Source organism: Sphingomonas sp. NBWT7 (assembly GCF_014217605.1).
In the GTDB taxonomy this organism is placed as follows: Bacteria; Pseudomonadota; Alphaproteobacteria; order Sphingomonadales; family Sphingomonadaceae; genus Sphingomonas.
This window is the reverse complement of sequence record NZ_CP043639.1, coordinates 2,342,997-2,360,973: the sequence shown is the minus strand read 5'-3', so window position 1 is coordinate 2,360,973 and position 17,977 is coordinate 2,342,997. Positions and strand designations below refer to the sequence as shown.

The window sequence follows — 17,977 nt, the reverse complement described above, 5'->3', positions numbered from 1 at the left end:
CCGGTCGCCAACGCTGTCACCTCTGCGGCCGTGGCCGAGGCTGCAACCGCGGAGGCGCCCGCGCCGGGTGCCGCATCGCCTGCTTCCGGCGCCACAACGCCTGGCGTGGGTGCCGCACTAAAATTGGCGGGCGCCGCCGATCCCGCCGCCGTCGCGGCGACGCTTGCCGAGGCCAGACGGCAGGGCATGACCGACGTCGAGGTGACGCAGGCGCAATCGTTCCGCGTGTCGAACGGCGCGGTGCTGCTGACCGGCAAGGGCACGATGCCCGACGCGACCGTTGCGGGCTGCTTCATCGCCGCGCGACAGAACGACGAGACGATGCTGATCCCGACCGTCGGCTACGGCGAGTATGAAGCGCAGAGCTGCGGCGGGCCGACCGCGATCGCGATCCTGTCGTCGGGAAGCCCGGTGCGGATCGGTGTGACCTTTCGCGGCTCGTCGCCCAATGCGACGGGGATCGTGCCGATGGTGATCGAATGGGATCGCAGCGACAACACGCTGCTGATCGACCAAGCGTTGTCGTCCAAGGCGCAGGACAGCGGCGTCACGACGATTGCCGGCCTTCGGCCGCTAGTACGCTGAGCGACGGGGCGGCGGCACAAACGGGAGGGGGATGCAAATGACCGAGATAAGCCGGACGGCGCTGTTTGGCCGCCTCGATGATGCCGCGCTGCAGACGATCGAATCCGCCACCGGGTTCGCGCGCATGCGCGGCAACCCCTATGTCGAGCTAGTTCATTGGATCCACCTGCTGGCGCAGGATCCGGCGGGCGACGTGGCGGCGATCCGCGCGGCGTTCGGGGTCGACGATGCGGCGCTCGCGCGCGACATCGTGGGGGCGCTCGACATCCTGCCGCGCGGGGCGTCCGCCATCTCGGATTTCTCGCCGCAGATCGAGGAGACGATCGAGAAGGGCTGGCTCTACGCCTCGCTTCAGTTCGGTGCCGCCAAGGTGCGCACCGGGCATCTGATCTACGGCATGCTGAAAACGCAGACGCTGCGCAACGCGCTGTTCGCAATCAGCAGCCAGTGGCGTCGGGTGGCGGTTGACCGGCTCGGCGCTGAGTTCGCCGCGATCGTCGCGCCATCGGCCGAGCAGACGGTGGGCGAGGCCACGGCGGGCGCGGCTGCCCCGCAAGGCACTGCACCCACGGGCGAGGCGCTGGCGCGCTACTCGGTCGATCTTACCGCCAAGGCGCGCGCGGGCGAGATCGACGCGGTGGTCGGCCGCGACGCGGAGATCCGGCAGCTCGTCGATGTGCTGCTGCGCCGGCGCCAGAATAATCCGATCCTGGTCGGCGAAGCGGGCGTCGGCAAGACCGCGGTGGTTGAGGGCTTCGCGCGCCGCATCGCCGATGGCGACGTGCCGCCCAGCTTGCGCAACGTCACGCTGCGAGCGCTCGACGTTACGCTGATGCAGGCCGGCGCGGGAGTGAAGGGCGAGTTCGAGAAACGGCTGCGCCAGGTGATCGACGAAGTGGAAGGCGCGGCGAGCCCGGTGATCCTGTTCATCGACGAGGCACACACCCTGGTGGGCGCGGGCGGACAGGCGGGCACGGGAGATGCCGCGAACCTCTTGAAGCCGGCGCTGGCGCGCGGCCGGCTGCGCACGATCGCGGCGACTACCTATGCCGAATACCGCCAGTATTTCGAGAAGGACCCGGCGCTCACCCGCCGCTTCCAGACGGTCGACGTCGCCGAGCCGGAAACCGGCGTCGCGATCGACATGCTGCGATCGGTGGTGCCCATGATGGAGGCGCACCATCAGGTTGTGATGCTCGACGAGGCGGTGACCGCGGCGGTGACGCTGTCGCAGCGCTACGTGCCCGCACGCCAGCTGCCCGACAAGGCGGTGAGCCTGCTCGATACCGCCGCGGCGCGCGTCGCGGTGTCGCAGCACGCGACGCCCGCGGCGGTGGAGGATCGTCGCCGGCGGCTCGAGCTCCTCGAAGCGGAGCGCGCGGTGGTCGAGCGCGAGACGCAGGGGCGCTATCGCCGCGACGATCGGCTCCCCAACCTTGAAGGTGAGATCGCCGAGGCGCGCGCGGCGGTGGAGGCGATTGAGGCGAAATGGGCGCGCGAGAAGGATGCGCTCGACGCGGTGCGTACGGCGCGCGACGGCGGCAACGCGGCGGCGCTCGATGCGGCGTTGGCGGCAGCGCGTGAGGCGGCGGGCGACGATCCGATGGTGTTCGGCGTGGTCGACGGTGACGCGATCGCGGCCGTAGTGGGCGACTGGACCGGCATCCCGGTGGGGCGAATGGTCAAGGACGAGATCGCCAGCGTGCTGACGATCGGCGACGCGTTGAAGAAGCGCGTCGTGGGTCAGGATCACGCGATGAATGCGATTGCCAAGCGCATCCAGACGAGCCGCGCGAAGTTAGACAATCCGGCCAAGCCCGTCGGCGTGTTCATGCTCTGCGGGCCGTCGGGGGTCGGCAAGACCGAGACGGCGCACGCGCTGTCCGAGCTGCTGTTCTCCGGCGACGATTCGATGATCGTCATCAACATGAGCGAATTTCAGGAAGCTCACACCGTCTCCACGCTGAAAGGCGCGCCGGCGGGTTATGTCGGCTACGGCCAGGGCGGCGTGCTGACCGAAGCGGTGCGGCGCCGGCCGTACAGCGTGGTCCTGCTCGACGAAATCGAGAAGGCGCATCCCGACGTCCACGAGATGTTCTTCCAGGTGTTCGACAAGGGCTTCATGAACGATGCGGAAGGGCGGCACATCGACTTTCGCAACACGGTGATCCTGCTCACCTCCAACGTCGGCACCGACCTGATCGCGTCGCTGACCGCGGACGAGGAGATGGCGCCCACGCCGGAGGGGCTGGCGACGGCGCTGCGCCCCGAACTGCTCAAGGTGTTCCCGCCCGCACTGCTCGGCCGCCTGTCGGTGCTGCCCTATTTTCCGCTCAGCCAGGATATGTTGGCCGGTATCGTCCGCCTGCAGCTCGGCCGGATCGAGCGGCGCATCCGCGACAATCACGACATCGTGCTGGCGATCGATTCCGCGGTGATCGACCATATCGTCGCGCGCTGCACCGAGGCGGCATCGGGCGGGCGGATGATCGACGCGATCCTCACCAATACGATGTTGCCCGACATGTCGGTGGCGCTGCTCGAACGGCGGATGCGCGGCGAGGACGTGGCGCGGATCGACGTGACCGTAGAGGGCGACGCACTCGCCTATCACTTTGATAATGCGGCGCCAGCACTTGCAATCGTCGCGGATAATAAGCCATCGCAGGCGGCGTGACGACGATGCCGTTAAGGGCAAGAGGATGACGCGGCAAGCGTAACGACAAGGTGCATCCATCGTGGAAGCGGAACGTTGATCGTTCCGCCTTATGGGGAAGGAGGCGAGATCGTGCGACTTAACGAGATCGATCGCGGGGCGCGGGGACAGGATGTCCAGCTCCTCCAACACGCACTCAACACGACCCAGCGGCCGCGCCCGCCACTCGAGCTGGACGGCGTCTTCGGTCCGGCAACCGATCGCGCGGTGCGCGAGTACCAAGCGGGGCAGGGCCTGACGGTCGATGGGATCGTCGGGCAGCGCACGTGGCGCAGCCTAGGCGTGGCGGGCAGCGCGCTGCCGTCCGCCCCTACGCGAGCGGTGACGCCGCCGTCGGTCCGCCAGCTGCCGATCAGCGGCGGCACCGGCGCGCGTGCCGCCCCCGCGAGCCGAACGCCCAAAGCCTCGCCGCCGCCTGCGGCCGAACGGCCGACGCCTGCCGCAGCCCGCCCGGCGCCGCGCCGCAGCCCGCCGCTTGAGCAGCCGGGCACCGCGATCGGCGCGCCGTGGATGCGCATCGCGCTCGCGGAAGCGGGCGTGGTCGAGGCGCGCGGGCGCGCGAACAACAAGCGGATCATGGAATATCACGCTGCCACCTCGCTCGGCAGCCAGCCCGATTCGGTTCCGTGGTGCGCGTCGTTCGTCAACTGGGTGCTCGCGCAGGCGAACCTGCGCGGCAGCCGCAGCGCCGCTGCGGCGAGCTTCGCGACATGGGGGCAGAAGCTCGAGACGCCACGCTACGGCGCGATCATCCAGATCAGCCAAAAGCGCCGCACCAACGATCGCGCGACAGGATCGTCGAGCGGTAATCATGTTGCCTTTTTCATCAGCCAGACGGCGACGCACATCAAATTGCTCGGCGGCAACCAGAGCGACTCTGTAAAAGAATCGAACTTCTCGCTGGCAAGCTACGACGTAAAGGCAATCCGATGGCCATATTGAAAATCTGCCACCCCGCGCTGCTGATCACGCTGGTGGGGTGCAGCGCGGAGCCAGGCCCGGCGAACGCCGCCGCGATCATGGGTGCGCAGGCGGCACCGGCGGCAGCAAAGCCGGCGAACGAGGCGTTCGCCGATTACTGGCAGCGGTTCCGCAAGGCGGCTCTCGCCGATGACGCGGCCGGGCTGATTGCGGCCAGCGCCGCGACGGTCAAGACGCACGGGACCCTCGATTCGGACGAGCAGACGTCGGTCGCGCGCGCCGCCGTCCCACCGCTCGTGCGCCAGGCGCTGGCGAGCGATACGACGTTCGACGCCCGGCAGCGGACGCTGCGCCAGGCGCTGGAGAGCAGCGCCGTGCCCAAGCGTGGGGCGAACGACCCGCTTGGCTACCGCCGCGTCGGCGCGTTCGTCTTCGAGCAGCGCAAGGGCCGCTGGTACCTGACCGAGATCTACCGCGAGGAATAAGGGTGGCCGGGCGCGCGGGGCGCCGACGCTTTGGCACGGAGGGGGATAGGGCTTGCGATTGGCGATTGGTAAGAAGGTTTCGTTAATCGGGCTGGCGGCGCTGGCGTTCGGCGCGTCGCCGGGGCAGGCGCAGGTCGCCACCCCCAATCTGCCGACGCGGCAGGAGATTACCCCGCCCGCGCCTGAGCCGGCGGGTGAGGCGCGCGCGCAGATCGACGCGCGCGACGCCTTCCAGCAGGGCAACTGCCCGTTCGCGACCTCTGCGCTTCGTGTGACGGTGTCGCGCGTGGCATTCACCCGGCCCGATGGATCGGCACTGCAGCCGCAGATCGCCGATGCGCTGGCCGATCTCGCGGTGCCGAGCGGCGATCAGCCGGTCGCCGTGGTCTGCGAGATCCGCGATCAGGCCAATGCCGCGCTGCGCCGCAAGGGGTGGATCGCCTCGGTTCAGATTCCCGCGCAGGAAATTGCCGACGGCGTGCTCCGGCTCGAGGTAGTCACCGCGCGGCTCGTCGAGGTGCGGGTGCGCGGCGACGCCGGCCGCTACGAACCGCTGCTGCGTCGGCGCCTCGCCAAGCTGCAGGCGATGGACCCGCTGAACGAGCGCGAAGCGGAGCGGCTGCTGCTGCTCGCCGGCGACGTGCCGGGGCTCGACGTCGCGCTGTCGCTGCGCGCGTCGGGCGGTGCGCAGGGCGACGTGATCGGCGACCTCACCGTCAGCTCGCGCCGCTTCGCGCTGTTCGCCAACGCGCAGAACTACAATTCGCGGCTGCTGGGGCGCGAGACGCTGTACGCGCGCGGCGAGATCTACGGGCTGACCGGGCTGGCCGACATCACCTATCTGGGCGTGTCGACAACCGCCGACTTTCAGGAACAGATCATCCTGCAGGGCGGCCATATCTTCGAACTCGACAACAACGGCACGACGCTGGGCAGCCGCGTCACCTACGCCTGGTCGCGGCCCGACCTCGGCCCGCTCGATCTGCGCACCAACACGCTAATCGCCGGTTTCGATTTAACGCGCCCGCTGGTGCGATCGATCCGGTCGAACGCGCGCGTGCGCGGCGGGTTCGACTTCGTCGACCAGATCGCTCGCGTCGGCACCGGCGACACCGCCGTCACGCTGACGCGCGACCGGCTGCGCGTGGCGTTCGTCGGCCTCGACGCCGATCACCAGCTAGTCGATGCGAACGGCAACGTCTTCTTCTCGATCGCGGCGAGCGCGGAGCTGCGCAAGGGGCTCAGCATCTTCAACGCCAGCGAACGCGGATTTGCGAGCGGCGAGCTGACCTCGCGTCTGGACGGCAACCCGCGCGCGGTGGTGTTCCGCGGGACGGTCGATGCCAGCCTGCGGCTGGGCCCCGTGTTCAGCATCGCGGCACTTGGCCAGGCGCAGTGGGCGAACGATCCGCTGCTTAACTACGAAGAGTTCGCACTCGGCAGCCTGACGGTCGGTCGGGGCTACGATCCAGGATCGAACAGCGCCGACCGGGCGGTGGGCGGCCGTTTCGAGCTGCGTGCCGATCCGCCGATTTCATCGCGGCTTGGCACGCAAGTCTACGGATTCTACGACCGGCTGCACCTGCGTAATCTCGATCGTGCCACGGTGGAGGGGCCGCGCACGTTCGACAGCGTCGGCGGCGGCCTGCGCCTTTCGCTGCCGGGCAGCGTCGTGCTCGACGTCGCCTATGCCAAGCCCCTCGACAAGGCGCTGCTGCTCGACGAACGTCGGCCGCCTGGTCGCGTTCTCGTTTCTCTGACCCTGCAGCTGCGCGACCGCGCACGATAGGAAGCACCGATGTTCGCGTTCCTGATCCAAGCCCCGCGCCCCCGCCACCTGCGGCGCAGCGTTCTCGCGCTCACCACGGCGCTGGGCGGATTCGGTGCGCTCTCGGCACAGGGGCAGGCGGTGCGCCTGCCGACCGAAGGCGACATCCGCGGCGTCACCACCAGCCCGCTCGGCTCCGATCCGCAACTGAGCAACCCCACCGCCGACCAGCTGCGCGTCAACCTGCGCGCTGCGAGCACCGTCATCAACTGGGACGGCTTCAACATCCCGGAAGACAAGACGATCGCGTTCACCAACGGGCGTGTGGTGCCCGGCGGCGCCGCGGTGCTAAACCGCGACGTATCGGCGACGAGCGTGTCGCAACTGCTCGGCCGATTGACGAGCGAGCGCGACGTGGCGGTGTGGGTGCACAATCCCAACGGCATTCTCGTCGGCTCCAAGGCATCGTTCGCCACCGGATCCCTCGTGCTGACGACGCTGGATATATCGTCCACCGACTTCGTCCTCGCCAACGATCGCTTCCGGCTGCGTGCGCCCGCCGGCAAGGAAGCGTCGGGGATCATCGTTCAGGATGGCGCGAAGTTCGCGATCAACGGCGACACGCGCGGGCTGGTGATGATCGCGCCCAAGATCGATGCGCGCGGCGAGTTCATCGCACAGGGGCAGGACGTCGCCTTCGTCAGCGCGGCGGACGTCACGCTCGATTATCGCGCAGGCAGCCCACTGTCGGTGACGATCAACCGCGGCACCGCGGTATCGGGCACCAGCCAGTATGTTCAGGGCAAGGTGGCGGGGAACAACGCGCTGTTCGCGCTCGCCTCCGAGGGAACGCTGACCGATTCGCTGCTCGGCGTCTCGGCCGAGGTCACGACCGCGAGCGCCGGATCGCGCGGGATCGTGCTGTCCGCCGGGCGCCCGACGGCGGCGGTCGACGGTCTGACGATCGCGGCGGATGCAGCCGCGACGGGCGGGCTCGCCGACGTATCGGTCAGCGGCCTGCTACGCACGCAGGGCAGCAGTTCCGACGTGGTGATCGCCGCGAACCGGGCGATTAAGTCGGCCGCCACAATCGAGACGCGCAGCGACGCGCTGCTCGGCGCCGGTGGGTTGCTGACGATCAGCGGCGGTATCGGCGCCGGCGACGACGTGCGGCTGGCGGGCACCGGGATCGCGCTAAGCGGCGGCACGGGCCTCACCATCGGTGCGTCGGACCAACTGCAGCTTTCCACCACCGACGGCAACATCACCGGCACCGGAACGATCACGCTGCGATCGGGGTCGAGCGCGAACGATGGACTGCTGATAGAGACGCTCGGCACCGCCCTCGGTGATATCCTTCTGGGCGGCGATGCCGCGCTGTTCGCCGGCGAGCAGCGTTCGGGCGGGCTGACGCTGCGGCTGCGATCAGGGGCGAACCAGGTATTGATCGGCACTGTCGAGGCGCGCGCGCTGCGTAGCGGGATCGGTACGGGCGCAGTTGGCAACGGGCTGCGCATAACCGGGGCGGTGACGACCGGCGGCGTCAACCTGCGCGAGGCGCTGCTGATCGAGGGCGCAACGATCACCGGGGGCGTTCTAGCATCCGATCGCGGCGTCGATCTGCAGTCGACGGGTACGATCGACGTCGCTGAGCTCAATGCGCGCGGCGGATCGGCGACCGCGAGCGCTGCCGGTGCGATCACCGCGACGGGTTTGGTGCGCGCTGCCGGATCGGGATCCGACATTCGGATCGAGACGCCGGGCGACGTGACGCTCGCTGCCTTGTCGGCCGCGCGCGACATTGTGATCGGCGACGCGGTGGCGGCGAGCCGTGCGACGGTCGCCGGGGCTGTCACCGCTGGGCGTACCTACCAGATTGATGCCGGCGCAATCAGCCTCGGTAACGGCACAGACGTGTCCCAGTCCGCCGGCGGCGCGGTGCGGCTGACCGCCGGCCGCGGCGGCATCACCGGGCTTGACGGCCTGACGCTGGGCGCTGATGCGGCGGGCGGCGATGCCGGCATGACGCTGGCGATCGATGCGGCGCGCGCGGCAGGGGCGGGGGGCGCAATCGACTTCGCGCCGGGCACGGTGCTGCTGGGCGGCACCGACCGGCAGTCCGACATCAGCGTCCGCTCCGCCGATACCACAGGAATTGTCCGACTGGGCGAGGTGCGCGCACGCGGACTGCTCGGCGCAATCGGCACGGCGGACTTCACCACCGGGATCACCCGCACCGTGGCGATCACGACCGGCGACGTGTCGCTGCGCGGCGACCTGTCGCTGACGGGCGCCAACGTCACCACGGGCGGGCTGACGTCGAGCGCGGGCGACGTTCGTGTCGTCGCTACCGTCGGTGCCCTCGCGACGGGGGCGATCGATGCCGATGACGACATCGCGCTGACCGGCGCGGCGGCGGTCTCCAGCGGCGGTCTCGACGCGGGCGGGCTGATCTTGGCCGACGCGGTCAACGCGCTGACGCTGGGCGGCGACGTATCGGGCGGCGAGGCCGTCACGCTGCGCGGCGCTTCGGTGGCGCTCGGCACGGCCGAGGTAAGCAGCGCGCGCATCATCGACATCCTGGCACGCAGCGGCGGGATCGCCGGTGGCGCGGCGATCACGTCGTCGAGCACGCAGGCCGGCGATTACATTCGCCTGCAGGCGGCGGGCCCCGAGGGGATCGTGCTCGCGCGTGATGCGACGATCACCGGCGGCACCAATCGCGCGCTCGGCGTCCGGATCTTCGCTGCGGCGCAGGCGCCGCTCGTGCTGGGCGACGTGACCGCGCGATCGCTTGGCACGCTGGCGACGCTTGACGGCGATCCGCTCGGCGCCGCGGGCGCGTTCCGCTCACAGGGATCTTTGGCCTTCGGTCGCCTGAATCTTGTCCAGGGGTTCACCGCCGAGAGCATCGGCGGCGACCTGTCGGTGCAGCGGATCACGGTGACGGGAGCCGGGGAGGGCATCGATCTGCGCGCGACGGCGGGCACGCTCGGGGTTCAGGCGGATCTCAACGCAAGTGGCGGGATCACGCTGGCAAGCGGGGCCGCGCTGCTGCTGGGCACCGTCGAGAGCCGCGACGACGCGGTGTCGATCACGACCGGGGGCCGCCTGACTGCCACCTCGCTGGCAGGCGCGGCCGGAGTGGGCGCAAGTGCCGCGTCGATGGCGGTGGGCGAGGTGCGCGGCGGCACGGGCGCGATCGAGCTGACCGCGAATACCGGCGACCTGTCGCTCGGCGCCGTCAGCGGGCGGGCGGTAACGCTGCAAGCGGTGAACGGCGCGATTGGTACGACCGGCGTGGTGCGTGCCGACGGTGGCGCGGTCGATGTCCTGGCGGGTGGGGCGATCACGGCCGAGGACGCGGTCTCCGCATTGGGCGGCGGCGTCCGCCTGCGCGCGCGCGACGGTGCGCTGTCGGTGACGGGCGCGATCGTTGCGGACCAGGCCGTCACGCTGACGGGCGCGAGCGCGACGCTGGCCGGCGTCGAGAGCCGCGCCGCCGACATCTCGATTCGTTCGGCAGGTGCGGTGCAGGCGGGTGCGGTGACCGCTGCGGCCGGCATCGATACCAGCGCGTCCGCGCTGGACCTCGGCGCGGTGTTGGGCGGCAGCGGCGCGGTGACGCTGAGCGCGTCGGGCGGCGATCTGACGCTCGGCGGCGGGGCCAGTGGGCAATCGCTCACACTACGCGCAGGTGGCGGCGCGATCACCGCAACGGGCGCATTCGTCGCCACGGCGGGTGCCATCGACGGGGAGGCGGCGGGTACGCTGAGCGTGGGCGGCGCGACGGCGACGGGCGGTACGCTGCGGCTGCAGAGCGGCGGCGCACTGGCGGTCAACGGCGGCAGCGCTGCGAGCGGCGACGTTTCGCTATCGGGAAGCGCGGCGACGCTGGGCGGCGTGGGCAGTACCACCGGCAATGTGACGATCACCAGTGCCGGCGCGGTGCGCGCAGGTGACCTGACGGGCGCGACGGGCGTCAATGCCACCGGCGCGTCGCTCGCCGTCGGCAACGTGCAGGGCGGCACGGGCGCGGCGACGCTCGTCACGACGGGCGGCGACCTGACGCTGGGCGGCGCCGCGGGCAGCGCGGTAACGTTGCAGGCGGCTGGCGGGCTGCTCAATGCGGCCGGCGCGCTGACGGCGAGCAGCGGCGCGGTAGACGTACGCGCATCGAACGCGATCGGCGTGGCGGGTACGATCAACGCCGGCAGCGCGGGCGCGACGCTGAGCTCGAACGGCGGCGCCGTCGTCGCGGCCGGCAGTCTGGCGTCCGCGGGGGACGCGACGATCACGGGCACCTCGGTGACGCTGGGCGGCGAACAGCGCGCGCAGGGGGCGTATACCGCAACCGCATCGGCCGGCGGGGTCAGCCAGACCGGCGGCGCGCTGTCGATTCGGTCGGACAGCGATGCGGCCGGTGCCGAGGCACTGACGCTGACCGCTAACGGTGGCGCGATCGACCTCGTGGGCGTGCCGCTTGCGGGCGGCGCGGTCGTGCTGCGCACCGACGGCGCCGGCATCAGCGTCGGCGCGGTCGACGCGGCGCAGCTGACCGCGAGCGGCGCGACCGCGAGCGGTGCCTCGATCCGCACCGGCGCGCTGACGCTCGGTACCGATCTGACGCTCGAGGCGGCGGGCACGATCGAAACGGGGGCGATCAGCATCGCCGACGGTTCGGTGTCGATCGGCAGCAGCGCGGGCGACGTGTCGACGCAGGCGATCGATACGACGCGCGGCGTCACGCTGACGGGCAACGCCGTGTCCTTCAGCACCGTCGATGCCGCGGCGCTGAGCGCGACGGCCAGGATGGGCGCGATCACGGGCGGCGACGTCACCGTGCGCAACGCCGCGTCATTGAAGGCGGACGCCGGCGCCGTCACGCTCGGGCGGGTCACGTCCACCGGCGGCAATGTCGCGGTGACGGCCGGCGGTGCACTATTTGCGACGGCGGTAGATGCGGGTGGCAGCGTAGTAATCACGGGGACCGCGAGGGACTCCGACGTCGCGATCGCAGAGGGCGTCGTGGCGGAGGGCGCAGCGACGGTGCGCTCTGGCCGCGACATCCGCACGCCGTTCATCCGCAGTCGCACGAGCGACCTGACGGTGGCGGCGCCCAATGGCCGCGTCTCGGGCTTCGCGCCGGGCAGCGGCATCGACCTTGCCGCCGGCCCCGGCGGCGCTTTCTCGCTCACCGTCGGCACCGATGCGCTGCTCGGCGACGTGAGCGGCGGCAATATCGCGATCACCGCTACGTCGATCACCGCCAACAGCGTCGCGGGTGGCACGCAGTCGGTATCGCTGATCGCCACCGCGGGCGATCTGCGCGTCAACGGCCCGGTGGTGGGCGGCGACGTCACGCTGACGTCGGTCATCGATACGACGCTTCGCACGGTCGATGCGTCGGGTACGCTGATCGTCGGCGGCGGGCGCAGCCTGTCGTTCGACACGCTGTCAGGCGCGTCGATCACCGCGACCGGTGGCGCAATCACTGGCACCGCGCTGCGAACCCCGGGGGCCGCCGATCTGCGTGCGACGACGATCACGCTCAACCGGATCGAGACCGGCGGCCCGCTCGCAGCGACTGCCGCGGACGCGCTCGTGATCGGCACCGTAGAGGCGGCGGGCGTGGGGACGCTCGTCAGCGGCGGCACCGCGACGCTCGGCACGATCACGGGTGACGCGGCGTTGACGCTCGACGTCGCCGGGGCACTATCGTTCGGCGAAATCGCCGGTGGTGCGGTGACGCTTACTGGCGGAGTGGTCGATGGCGGGTCGCTGCGCGCGGCCGGCGCGGCGGACCTGCGAGCAGCCTCGCTGACGCTTGATACCATCGAGACCCGTGGGGCGCTGAGCGCCAGGACGACAGGCGCACTATTCGTTGACGTGATCACCAGCGGTAGCGGCGCGACGCTGAGCAGCGGCGCGGCGACGCTCGGGACGGTATCGGCAGCGGGTGCACTCGCGATCGACAGCGTCGGCGATCTGTCGTTCGACCAGCTGAGCGCCGGATCGATCAATGCGAGCGCGGCGAACGGCGTCGTGCGCGGGGCGAGCGTGCGATCGGGCGGCGCGGCGACACTTCGCGGCGCGACGGTCGATCTGGCGGCGGCGCAGGCGACGGGCACGCTGCTCGCCGAGGCAACGCGCGGCGCGATATCGATCGGTACGATCACGGCGGGCGGCGACGTGACGGTGCGCGCCGCTGGTGCGGCCACGATCGCCGGCTCCGTCACCGCGGGCGGCAACTATCGCGTGACGGCGGGCACGACCACGCTCGGCGGCAACGGCATCGTCCAGCAGGCGCGCGGCGATGTGCGGCTGACGACCACCGGTGACGCGCTGCGCGGGGTCACGGGCCTTCGGCTGAGCGCTGGCAGCGGCCCGATCGTGCTCGATTCGAACACCTCGATCGAGTTCGCGGGCACGAGCGTGCAGGTGCCGACCGGCGCGCTTGCGCTGCGCGCGGGCAGTGGGCAGTCGATCCGGCTCGGCGCGATCGAGGCGGGTTCGATCGGCGGCTTCGATGGCCAAGCGCCAACCGACCGGCTGACGCATGACGGCACGGTCGAGGCAGGCACGATCACGGCTGGCCGCGTCGCGCTGACCCTGACCAACGGCGATCTGACGACCGGCGCGCTGACCAGCACCGGCGCGGTCTCGCTCACGACATCGGCCGGGGCGATCCGGCTCGGCGAGATCAGGGCGGGAAGCCTCGATGCCAAGGCGGCAACGGCGCTGACGCTCGGCGCGGCGACCGTGGCTGGCGCGGCGACGCTGGAGGGTGGATCGATCGCGCTGCCGACGGTCACCGCGCAATCGCTCGCGGTCCGCACCGCGGGTGCGCTCACCGGCGCCGGCGACGGCCGAGCTGCGCTGCGCACCACCGGCGGCGACCTGACGGTCGATGCGGCGGCGGCGCGGTTGGGCGACGTGTCGTCGGGCGGCGCGGCGACGCTGCGCGGCGGCACGATCGACGTCGCAGGGCGGCTGGCGGCGGCACGGCAGCTGCTGGCCGACGCACGCGCCGCGCTGACGCTCGGCGACGCCAGCGCGGGCGCCGACCTGACGCTGAAATCGGCGGCGGGGGTGACGGCCAGTGCTGTCGACGCTGCCGGCGTGCTCGCGATCGACAGCGGCGCGGACGCAGCGATCAACACGGCGCGGTCAGGCGGTGCGCTGCGCGTCACCAGCGGCGGCGCGCTGACGCTGGGCAGCGGGACGGCGGGCGCCGGGATTGCGCTCGATGCCAACGGGCTGGCGCGGCTCGGCGCGCTGAGCGGCGGTCCGTCCGTCACCGTTCGCGCGCCCGACGCCGAACTGACCGGAGCGGTGCGCGCCACGTCGGTGCGCTTCGCAACACGCGACCCGGCGAGCACCGCGCTGCGGATCGGCGACGGCACCGCCGCGGACGGCTTCCGCCTATCCGCCGCGGAGGTCGGGCAGATCGGCGCCGAGACGCTCGCGTTCGATGCGGGATCCGGCGCGCTGCAGCTCGGCACGCTGGCGCTGACGCCGGGCATCGCGCGATCGGTGGCGATGCTGTCGACCGGCGACGTCCGCGTGACCGGGCAGCTGTCCTCGAGCGGGGGCGCGCAGGCGATCCGGCTCGGCGGCGACGGCGCGGATGGCGCGGCGCAGACGATTCACGTGGTCGCGACGAGCGATGCCGGCGGGCGCCTGCTGGTCGACAACGCCGATCTCGAACTGCGGGGCAATCGCATCGCGGTGGGCCTCGCGCCGGGCTTCATCGATACGTTGCAGCCGGGCGAGCCGGGACGCGCGCAGGCGCAGGCGCTAATCGGCAACGCCAATTCGGCGCTGTACAATCCACAGCTCGGCGGCGGCTTCTACAATCCGGACGCGACCACCACGGTCGGCGCGCAGTCGCTGACGGTGCGGTTCGGCGATTACGCACTCTTCCAGAATACCGCGATCCCCGGCCAGGCATCGGGCGCGACGATCGGTAGCGTTGGTGCCGGCGGCGGTGCGGGCACGGGCGCGGTGCAGACCGCGCTGCGTGTCTCGACCTTCGGCCCGCCGCAGTCGGCGAGCTTCGCCTTCTTCGGCACGATCAACGGCATATCGGGCGCGAGCACCGCGCTGCTCGCCAATCCGGTGATCGATATCGACGCGCTGCTGCTGCCCAACAGCCGGATCAACGGCTGCCTCGCCCGATCGGGCGCGGGGTGCCTTACCACCATCGTCATCCAGCCGACGCTGCAGGTGTTCGACTGGAACACGAGCGCGGTGTTCGGCATCCAGCAGGACGTCGCGCTGCCGTTCACCCCCATCATCAGCGGCAACAACGAGGAGCTGCTGAGCGGCCTGCCCGCGCTGGCGCCCGAGCAGCCGGCCGGGGCGGGCCCGCGACCGACCGACGCGCCGCAGGAGCAACAGCCGTGATCCACACCCGCTTTGCCGCGCTGCTCGCGGGCGCCGCCGCCGTCCTCGCCGGGTGCGTTGCCAATCCGCCCCCGGCGCGGCTCGACGGCTTCAGCCTGGGCAGCAACGCCGCGGGCGATCGGTGCACCGCCGCGCGCAGCTGGAACGATCCCGCCACTCCCGATCCATTCGCGCGCGCCTATGCGATCACCTGCTCGAGTATCACCGCCAGCCGGCCACTCGGCAGCATCCGCGCGATCCAGCCGACCGAGGCGGCGGTAAAGTCGCTCGAGGCGCAGTTCGATTGCGGCGCCAGCCGCGCGGTGACGATCGAGGGGCAGCCCGCCGCCGCGGCGCGCTGCCTCGATCGCCAGACCGGGCTCGAATCGGTGCGAGTCGATCTGGCGCGCGGGAACCGGCGCTACGTCGCATCGGCCACGCCTGCGCTGCTGCCGCAGGTCGAGGAAGCGGTCGCGATCGCCGCCGGGCTGCGCAAGCCGCAGGTCGGCGGGACGTACACGCCGGTCGCGACGGTCGATCTTGCCGCGCTGCCGGTGCGTGACGGCGCGGCGCTGGTCGCGGCCGACGTGACCGCGCCGACCGCGAGCGGCGCCAGCGCGCTCGCGCAGGGTATCGCGCTCAACCACAAGGGGCTGCACGTCGATGCCTCACGCGTGCTCAACGATGCGATCACTCGTCTTACGCCTGATACGCCCGCGGCGCTGAAGGCGGAGCTGCTGCTAGAGGCGGGGCTCGCCGATTCTAACATCCGCTTTCCCGACGCGGCGCGCGGGCATTTCGCCGCGGCGAACGAGGTGCTGGCCGGCAATCCGACTGCACGCACGCCCTTCATCGTGCGAAAATACGATACATACCGCGCGCTCGACGCGATCAACCGCAGCGACTTCACCGAGGCGCTGACGATCCTCGAGCGGATCACCGCGGCGCCTGTCGCGGATACGCAGCCGCTGCAGGATCCCGCCACGCTCGTCGCGCTCAATCAGCCCGTGGCGGGCGCGCGCGGCATGCCCGCGCTCGCCGACGTGGCGCAGCTGTCGCGGCTCGTGCTCGACGCGCAGTCGCACTATGCGCGCAGCGTGGCGCTGCTCGCGCGCGGCGACGCGGCGGGCGCCACGACGCAGATCACCGCCGCCGCGACGATCTTTCGCCCGCTGACCAACGCGCGGCTCGACCAGGGGCAATTGTACTGGCTGGGCGCGCGGATCGCGCGGCAGCAAGGGCGGCTCGCGGCGCGTGCGGGTGACTACAAGGCGGCGCTGGGCTATTTCCATACCAACGTCGAGCTGCTGCGGCGCGGCTCGATCGCCAATGCCGGCACGGGCGCGGAGCCGGCGATCGCCGAAGCCGAGCTCGAGCGCGCGGCGGTGTTCGCACGCGCCGGCGCGTCGCGCGCGGAAGCACGCGACGCGTTCCGGGCGGCCGTCGATTCGCTGATCGCGTCGGGCGCGACATCGGCGGGCGGATCGATCGCGATGGAGGATTATCTCGACCTGCTCGTCGCCGAGGCGGCGCGGCCGCAGGCGGACACGTTCGACCTGTTCTTCCGCGCGGTGCAGGCCAATGGCGCGCCCAACGTGGCGCGCCAGATCAGCGAGCTGCGCAACGTTGTCACCGCCGATCCCGCGGTGGGCAGCGCAGTGCGCGAGCGTGCCGATCTCGAGCGCGAGCTGACGCGGCTGCGCTTCGCCCTCGCCGGCACCGCGGAGGGAGCGCCAGACGCGTCGACCGCCGACCTGAACCGCACACGCGCCGCGGCAGAGCAGCGGCTGCTCGCGGTCGACGCGAAGCTCGCCGCCGATCCGCGATACCGCACGCTCGACGAAAGCCCCGCGACGCTCGCCGAACTGCGCGCCGCGCTGCGCCCCGGCGAGACGTTCCTGAAGCTGACGACGCTCAACCGCCGCGTTTACGGCATGGTCGTCACCGCCGACCGCACCTACATCTACACGGTGGCGGAGAGCGACGCGGCGAAGCAGGCGGTGATGGCGCTGGCCGAGCAGCTGCGCGGCTCGATCGACGGGGACCTCGCAATCGGCAAGCTGGTGCCGTTCGACGAGGCGCGTGCCTATACGCTGTTCCGCCTCGTCGCCGGGCCGGCGGCCGACGCGCTCGCGCAGTCACGCGCGATCGTTGTCGATCCCTCCGGGCCGCTGCAGCAATTGCCGGTGGGCGTGCTCGTCACCCGCTACGCGCAGGATCAGGTAAAGGCCGATCCGTTCGACTTTTCGAACACCGCCTTCCTCGCGGCGAACGCCGCGATCTCGACCGCCCTGTCGCCGCGCTCCTTCCTCGTCGCGCGCTCGCTGCCCGCGTCGCGCGCGCAAAGGGCATTCCTCGGCTTCGGCCAGCACCAGCCGTCGGTACCGGCGGCGGGGACGATCCGCGTCGGCTTCGGCTGCTCGATCGGCGCCGACCGCCTCGGCGCGATCGCGCGGACGCTCAAGCCGATCGACGGGCAGGAATTGCAGATCGCCGCCGGTGCGCTCGGCGTCACCAATGCGCAGTTCATCACCGGCGCCGGGTTCAGCGACAGCGACGTCGCGGCGCGCGGCGACCTTGCCCAATATGAGGTGCTGCACTTCGCCACGCATGGGCTGGAAGAGGGGATGTGGGGCTGTTCCAAGTCGCCGCCGGCGCTTGTTACCTCGTTCGGCGCGCCGGGATCGGACGGACTGCTCGACTTCGCCGAAATCGCGAAGCTCAGGCTCGACGCCAATCTCGTCGTGCTTTCCGCGTGCGACACCGCGGCGGGCGTGCGCGGCGAGGCACTGCGTCGCGCGTCGGGGCAGGAGCAGCCGGGCTCGACGCTCGAGGGGCTGGTACGCGCCTTCCTTACCGCCAATGCGCGATCGGTGCTGGCGACCTACTGGCAGGTATCGGCCGAGCAGGAAAGCGATGAGTTCATGCGCGCCTTCTACACGCGCGGCCGGAACGGCACGATCGGCGAGGCGCTGCAGACTGCGCAGCAGACGCTGATCGCGACGCCGCGCTACTCGCATCCCTTTTACTGGGCGCCCTATTTCCTTGTCGGCGACAGCGCGAAGCCGATGCTGACGGGGGCGGCCGCACCGCAGCAGGTGGCGGCGCGCTGAC

Annotated in this window: 7 protein-coding genes; all 7 read left to right on the top strand. The window is 71.2% G+C overall.

From position 1 onward, the window contains the following. The first annotated feature begins 105 nt into the window (after nucleotides 1-105). The 7 genes from F1C10_RS11440 to F1C10_RS11410 all read left to right on the top strand — a co-directional run bounded on the left by F1C10_RS11440 (nucleotide 106) and on the right by F1C10_RS11410 (nucleotide 17,976). Nucleotides 106-585, top strand: a complete 480-nt coding sequence (locus tag F1C10_RS11440; RefSeq protein ID WP_185206305.1) for a hypothetical protein — start codon at nucleotides 106-108, stop codon at nucleotides 583-585. A gap of 37 nt (nucleotides 586-622) precedes the next feature. Beyond that, nucleotides 623-3,262 (top strand): type VI secretion system ATPase TssH, encoded by a 2,640-nt coding sequence (tssH, locus tag F1C10_RS11435; RefSeq protein WP_185206304.1) that lies wholly within the window; start codon nucleotides 623-625, stop codon nucleotides 3,260-3,262. 111 nt (nucleotides 3,263-3,373) lie between these two features. After that, on the top strand, nucleotides 3,374-4,243 hold the full coding sequence (locus F1C10_RS11430; protein WP_185206302.1) for a TIGR02594 family protein: 870 nt from the start codon (nucleotides 3,374-3,376) through the stop codon (nucleotides 4,241-4,243). Continuing rightward, nucleotides 4,231-4,707 (top strand): hypothetical protein, encoded by a 477-nt coding sequence (locus tag F1C10_RS11425; RefSeq protein WP_185206301.1) that lies wholly within the window; start codon nucleotides 4,231-4,233, stop codon nucleotides 4,705-4,707. Before F1C10_RS11430 ends, F1C10_RS11425 begins: the two co-directional genes overlap by 13 nt. Before the next feature lie 52 nt (nucleotides 4,708-4,759). After that, nucleotides 4,760-6,496 (top strand): ShlB/FhaC/HecB family hemolysin secretion/activation protein, encoded by a 1,737-nt coding sequence (locus tag F1C10_RS11420; RefSeq protein ID WP_185206299.1) that lies wholly within the window; start codon nucleotides 4,760-4,762, stop codon nucleotides 6,494-6,496. Nucleotides 6,497-6,505: 9 nt separating this feature from the next. Next, the gene (locus F1C10_RS11415; protein WP_185206297.1) at nucleotides 6,506-14,884 is read left to right on the top strand and encodes a filamentous hemagglutinin N-terminal domain-containing protein; all 8,379 of its coding nucleotides are present in this window, start codon (nucleotides 6,506-6,508) and stop codon (nucleotides 14,882-14,884) included. Further along, nucleotides 14,881-17,976: a CHAT domain-containing protein gene (locus F1C10_RS11410; protein WP_185206295.1), complete on the top strand. Its 3,096-nt coding sequence runs from the start codon at nucleotides 14,881-14,883 to the stop codon at nucleotides 17,974-17,976. The genes F1C10_RS11415 and F1C10_RS11410 overlap by 4 nt, the downstream gene beginning before the upstream one ends. The last annotated feature ends 1 nt before the right edge of the window (nucleotide 17,977 follow it).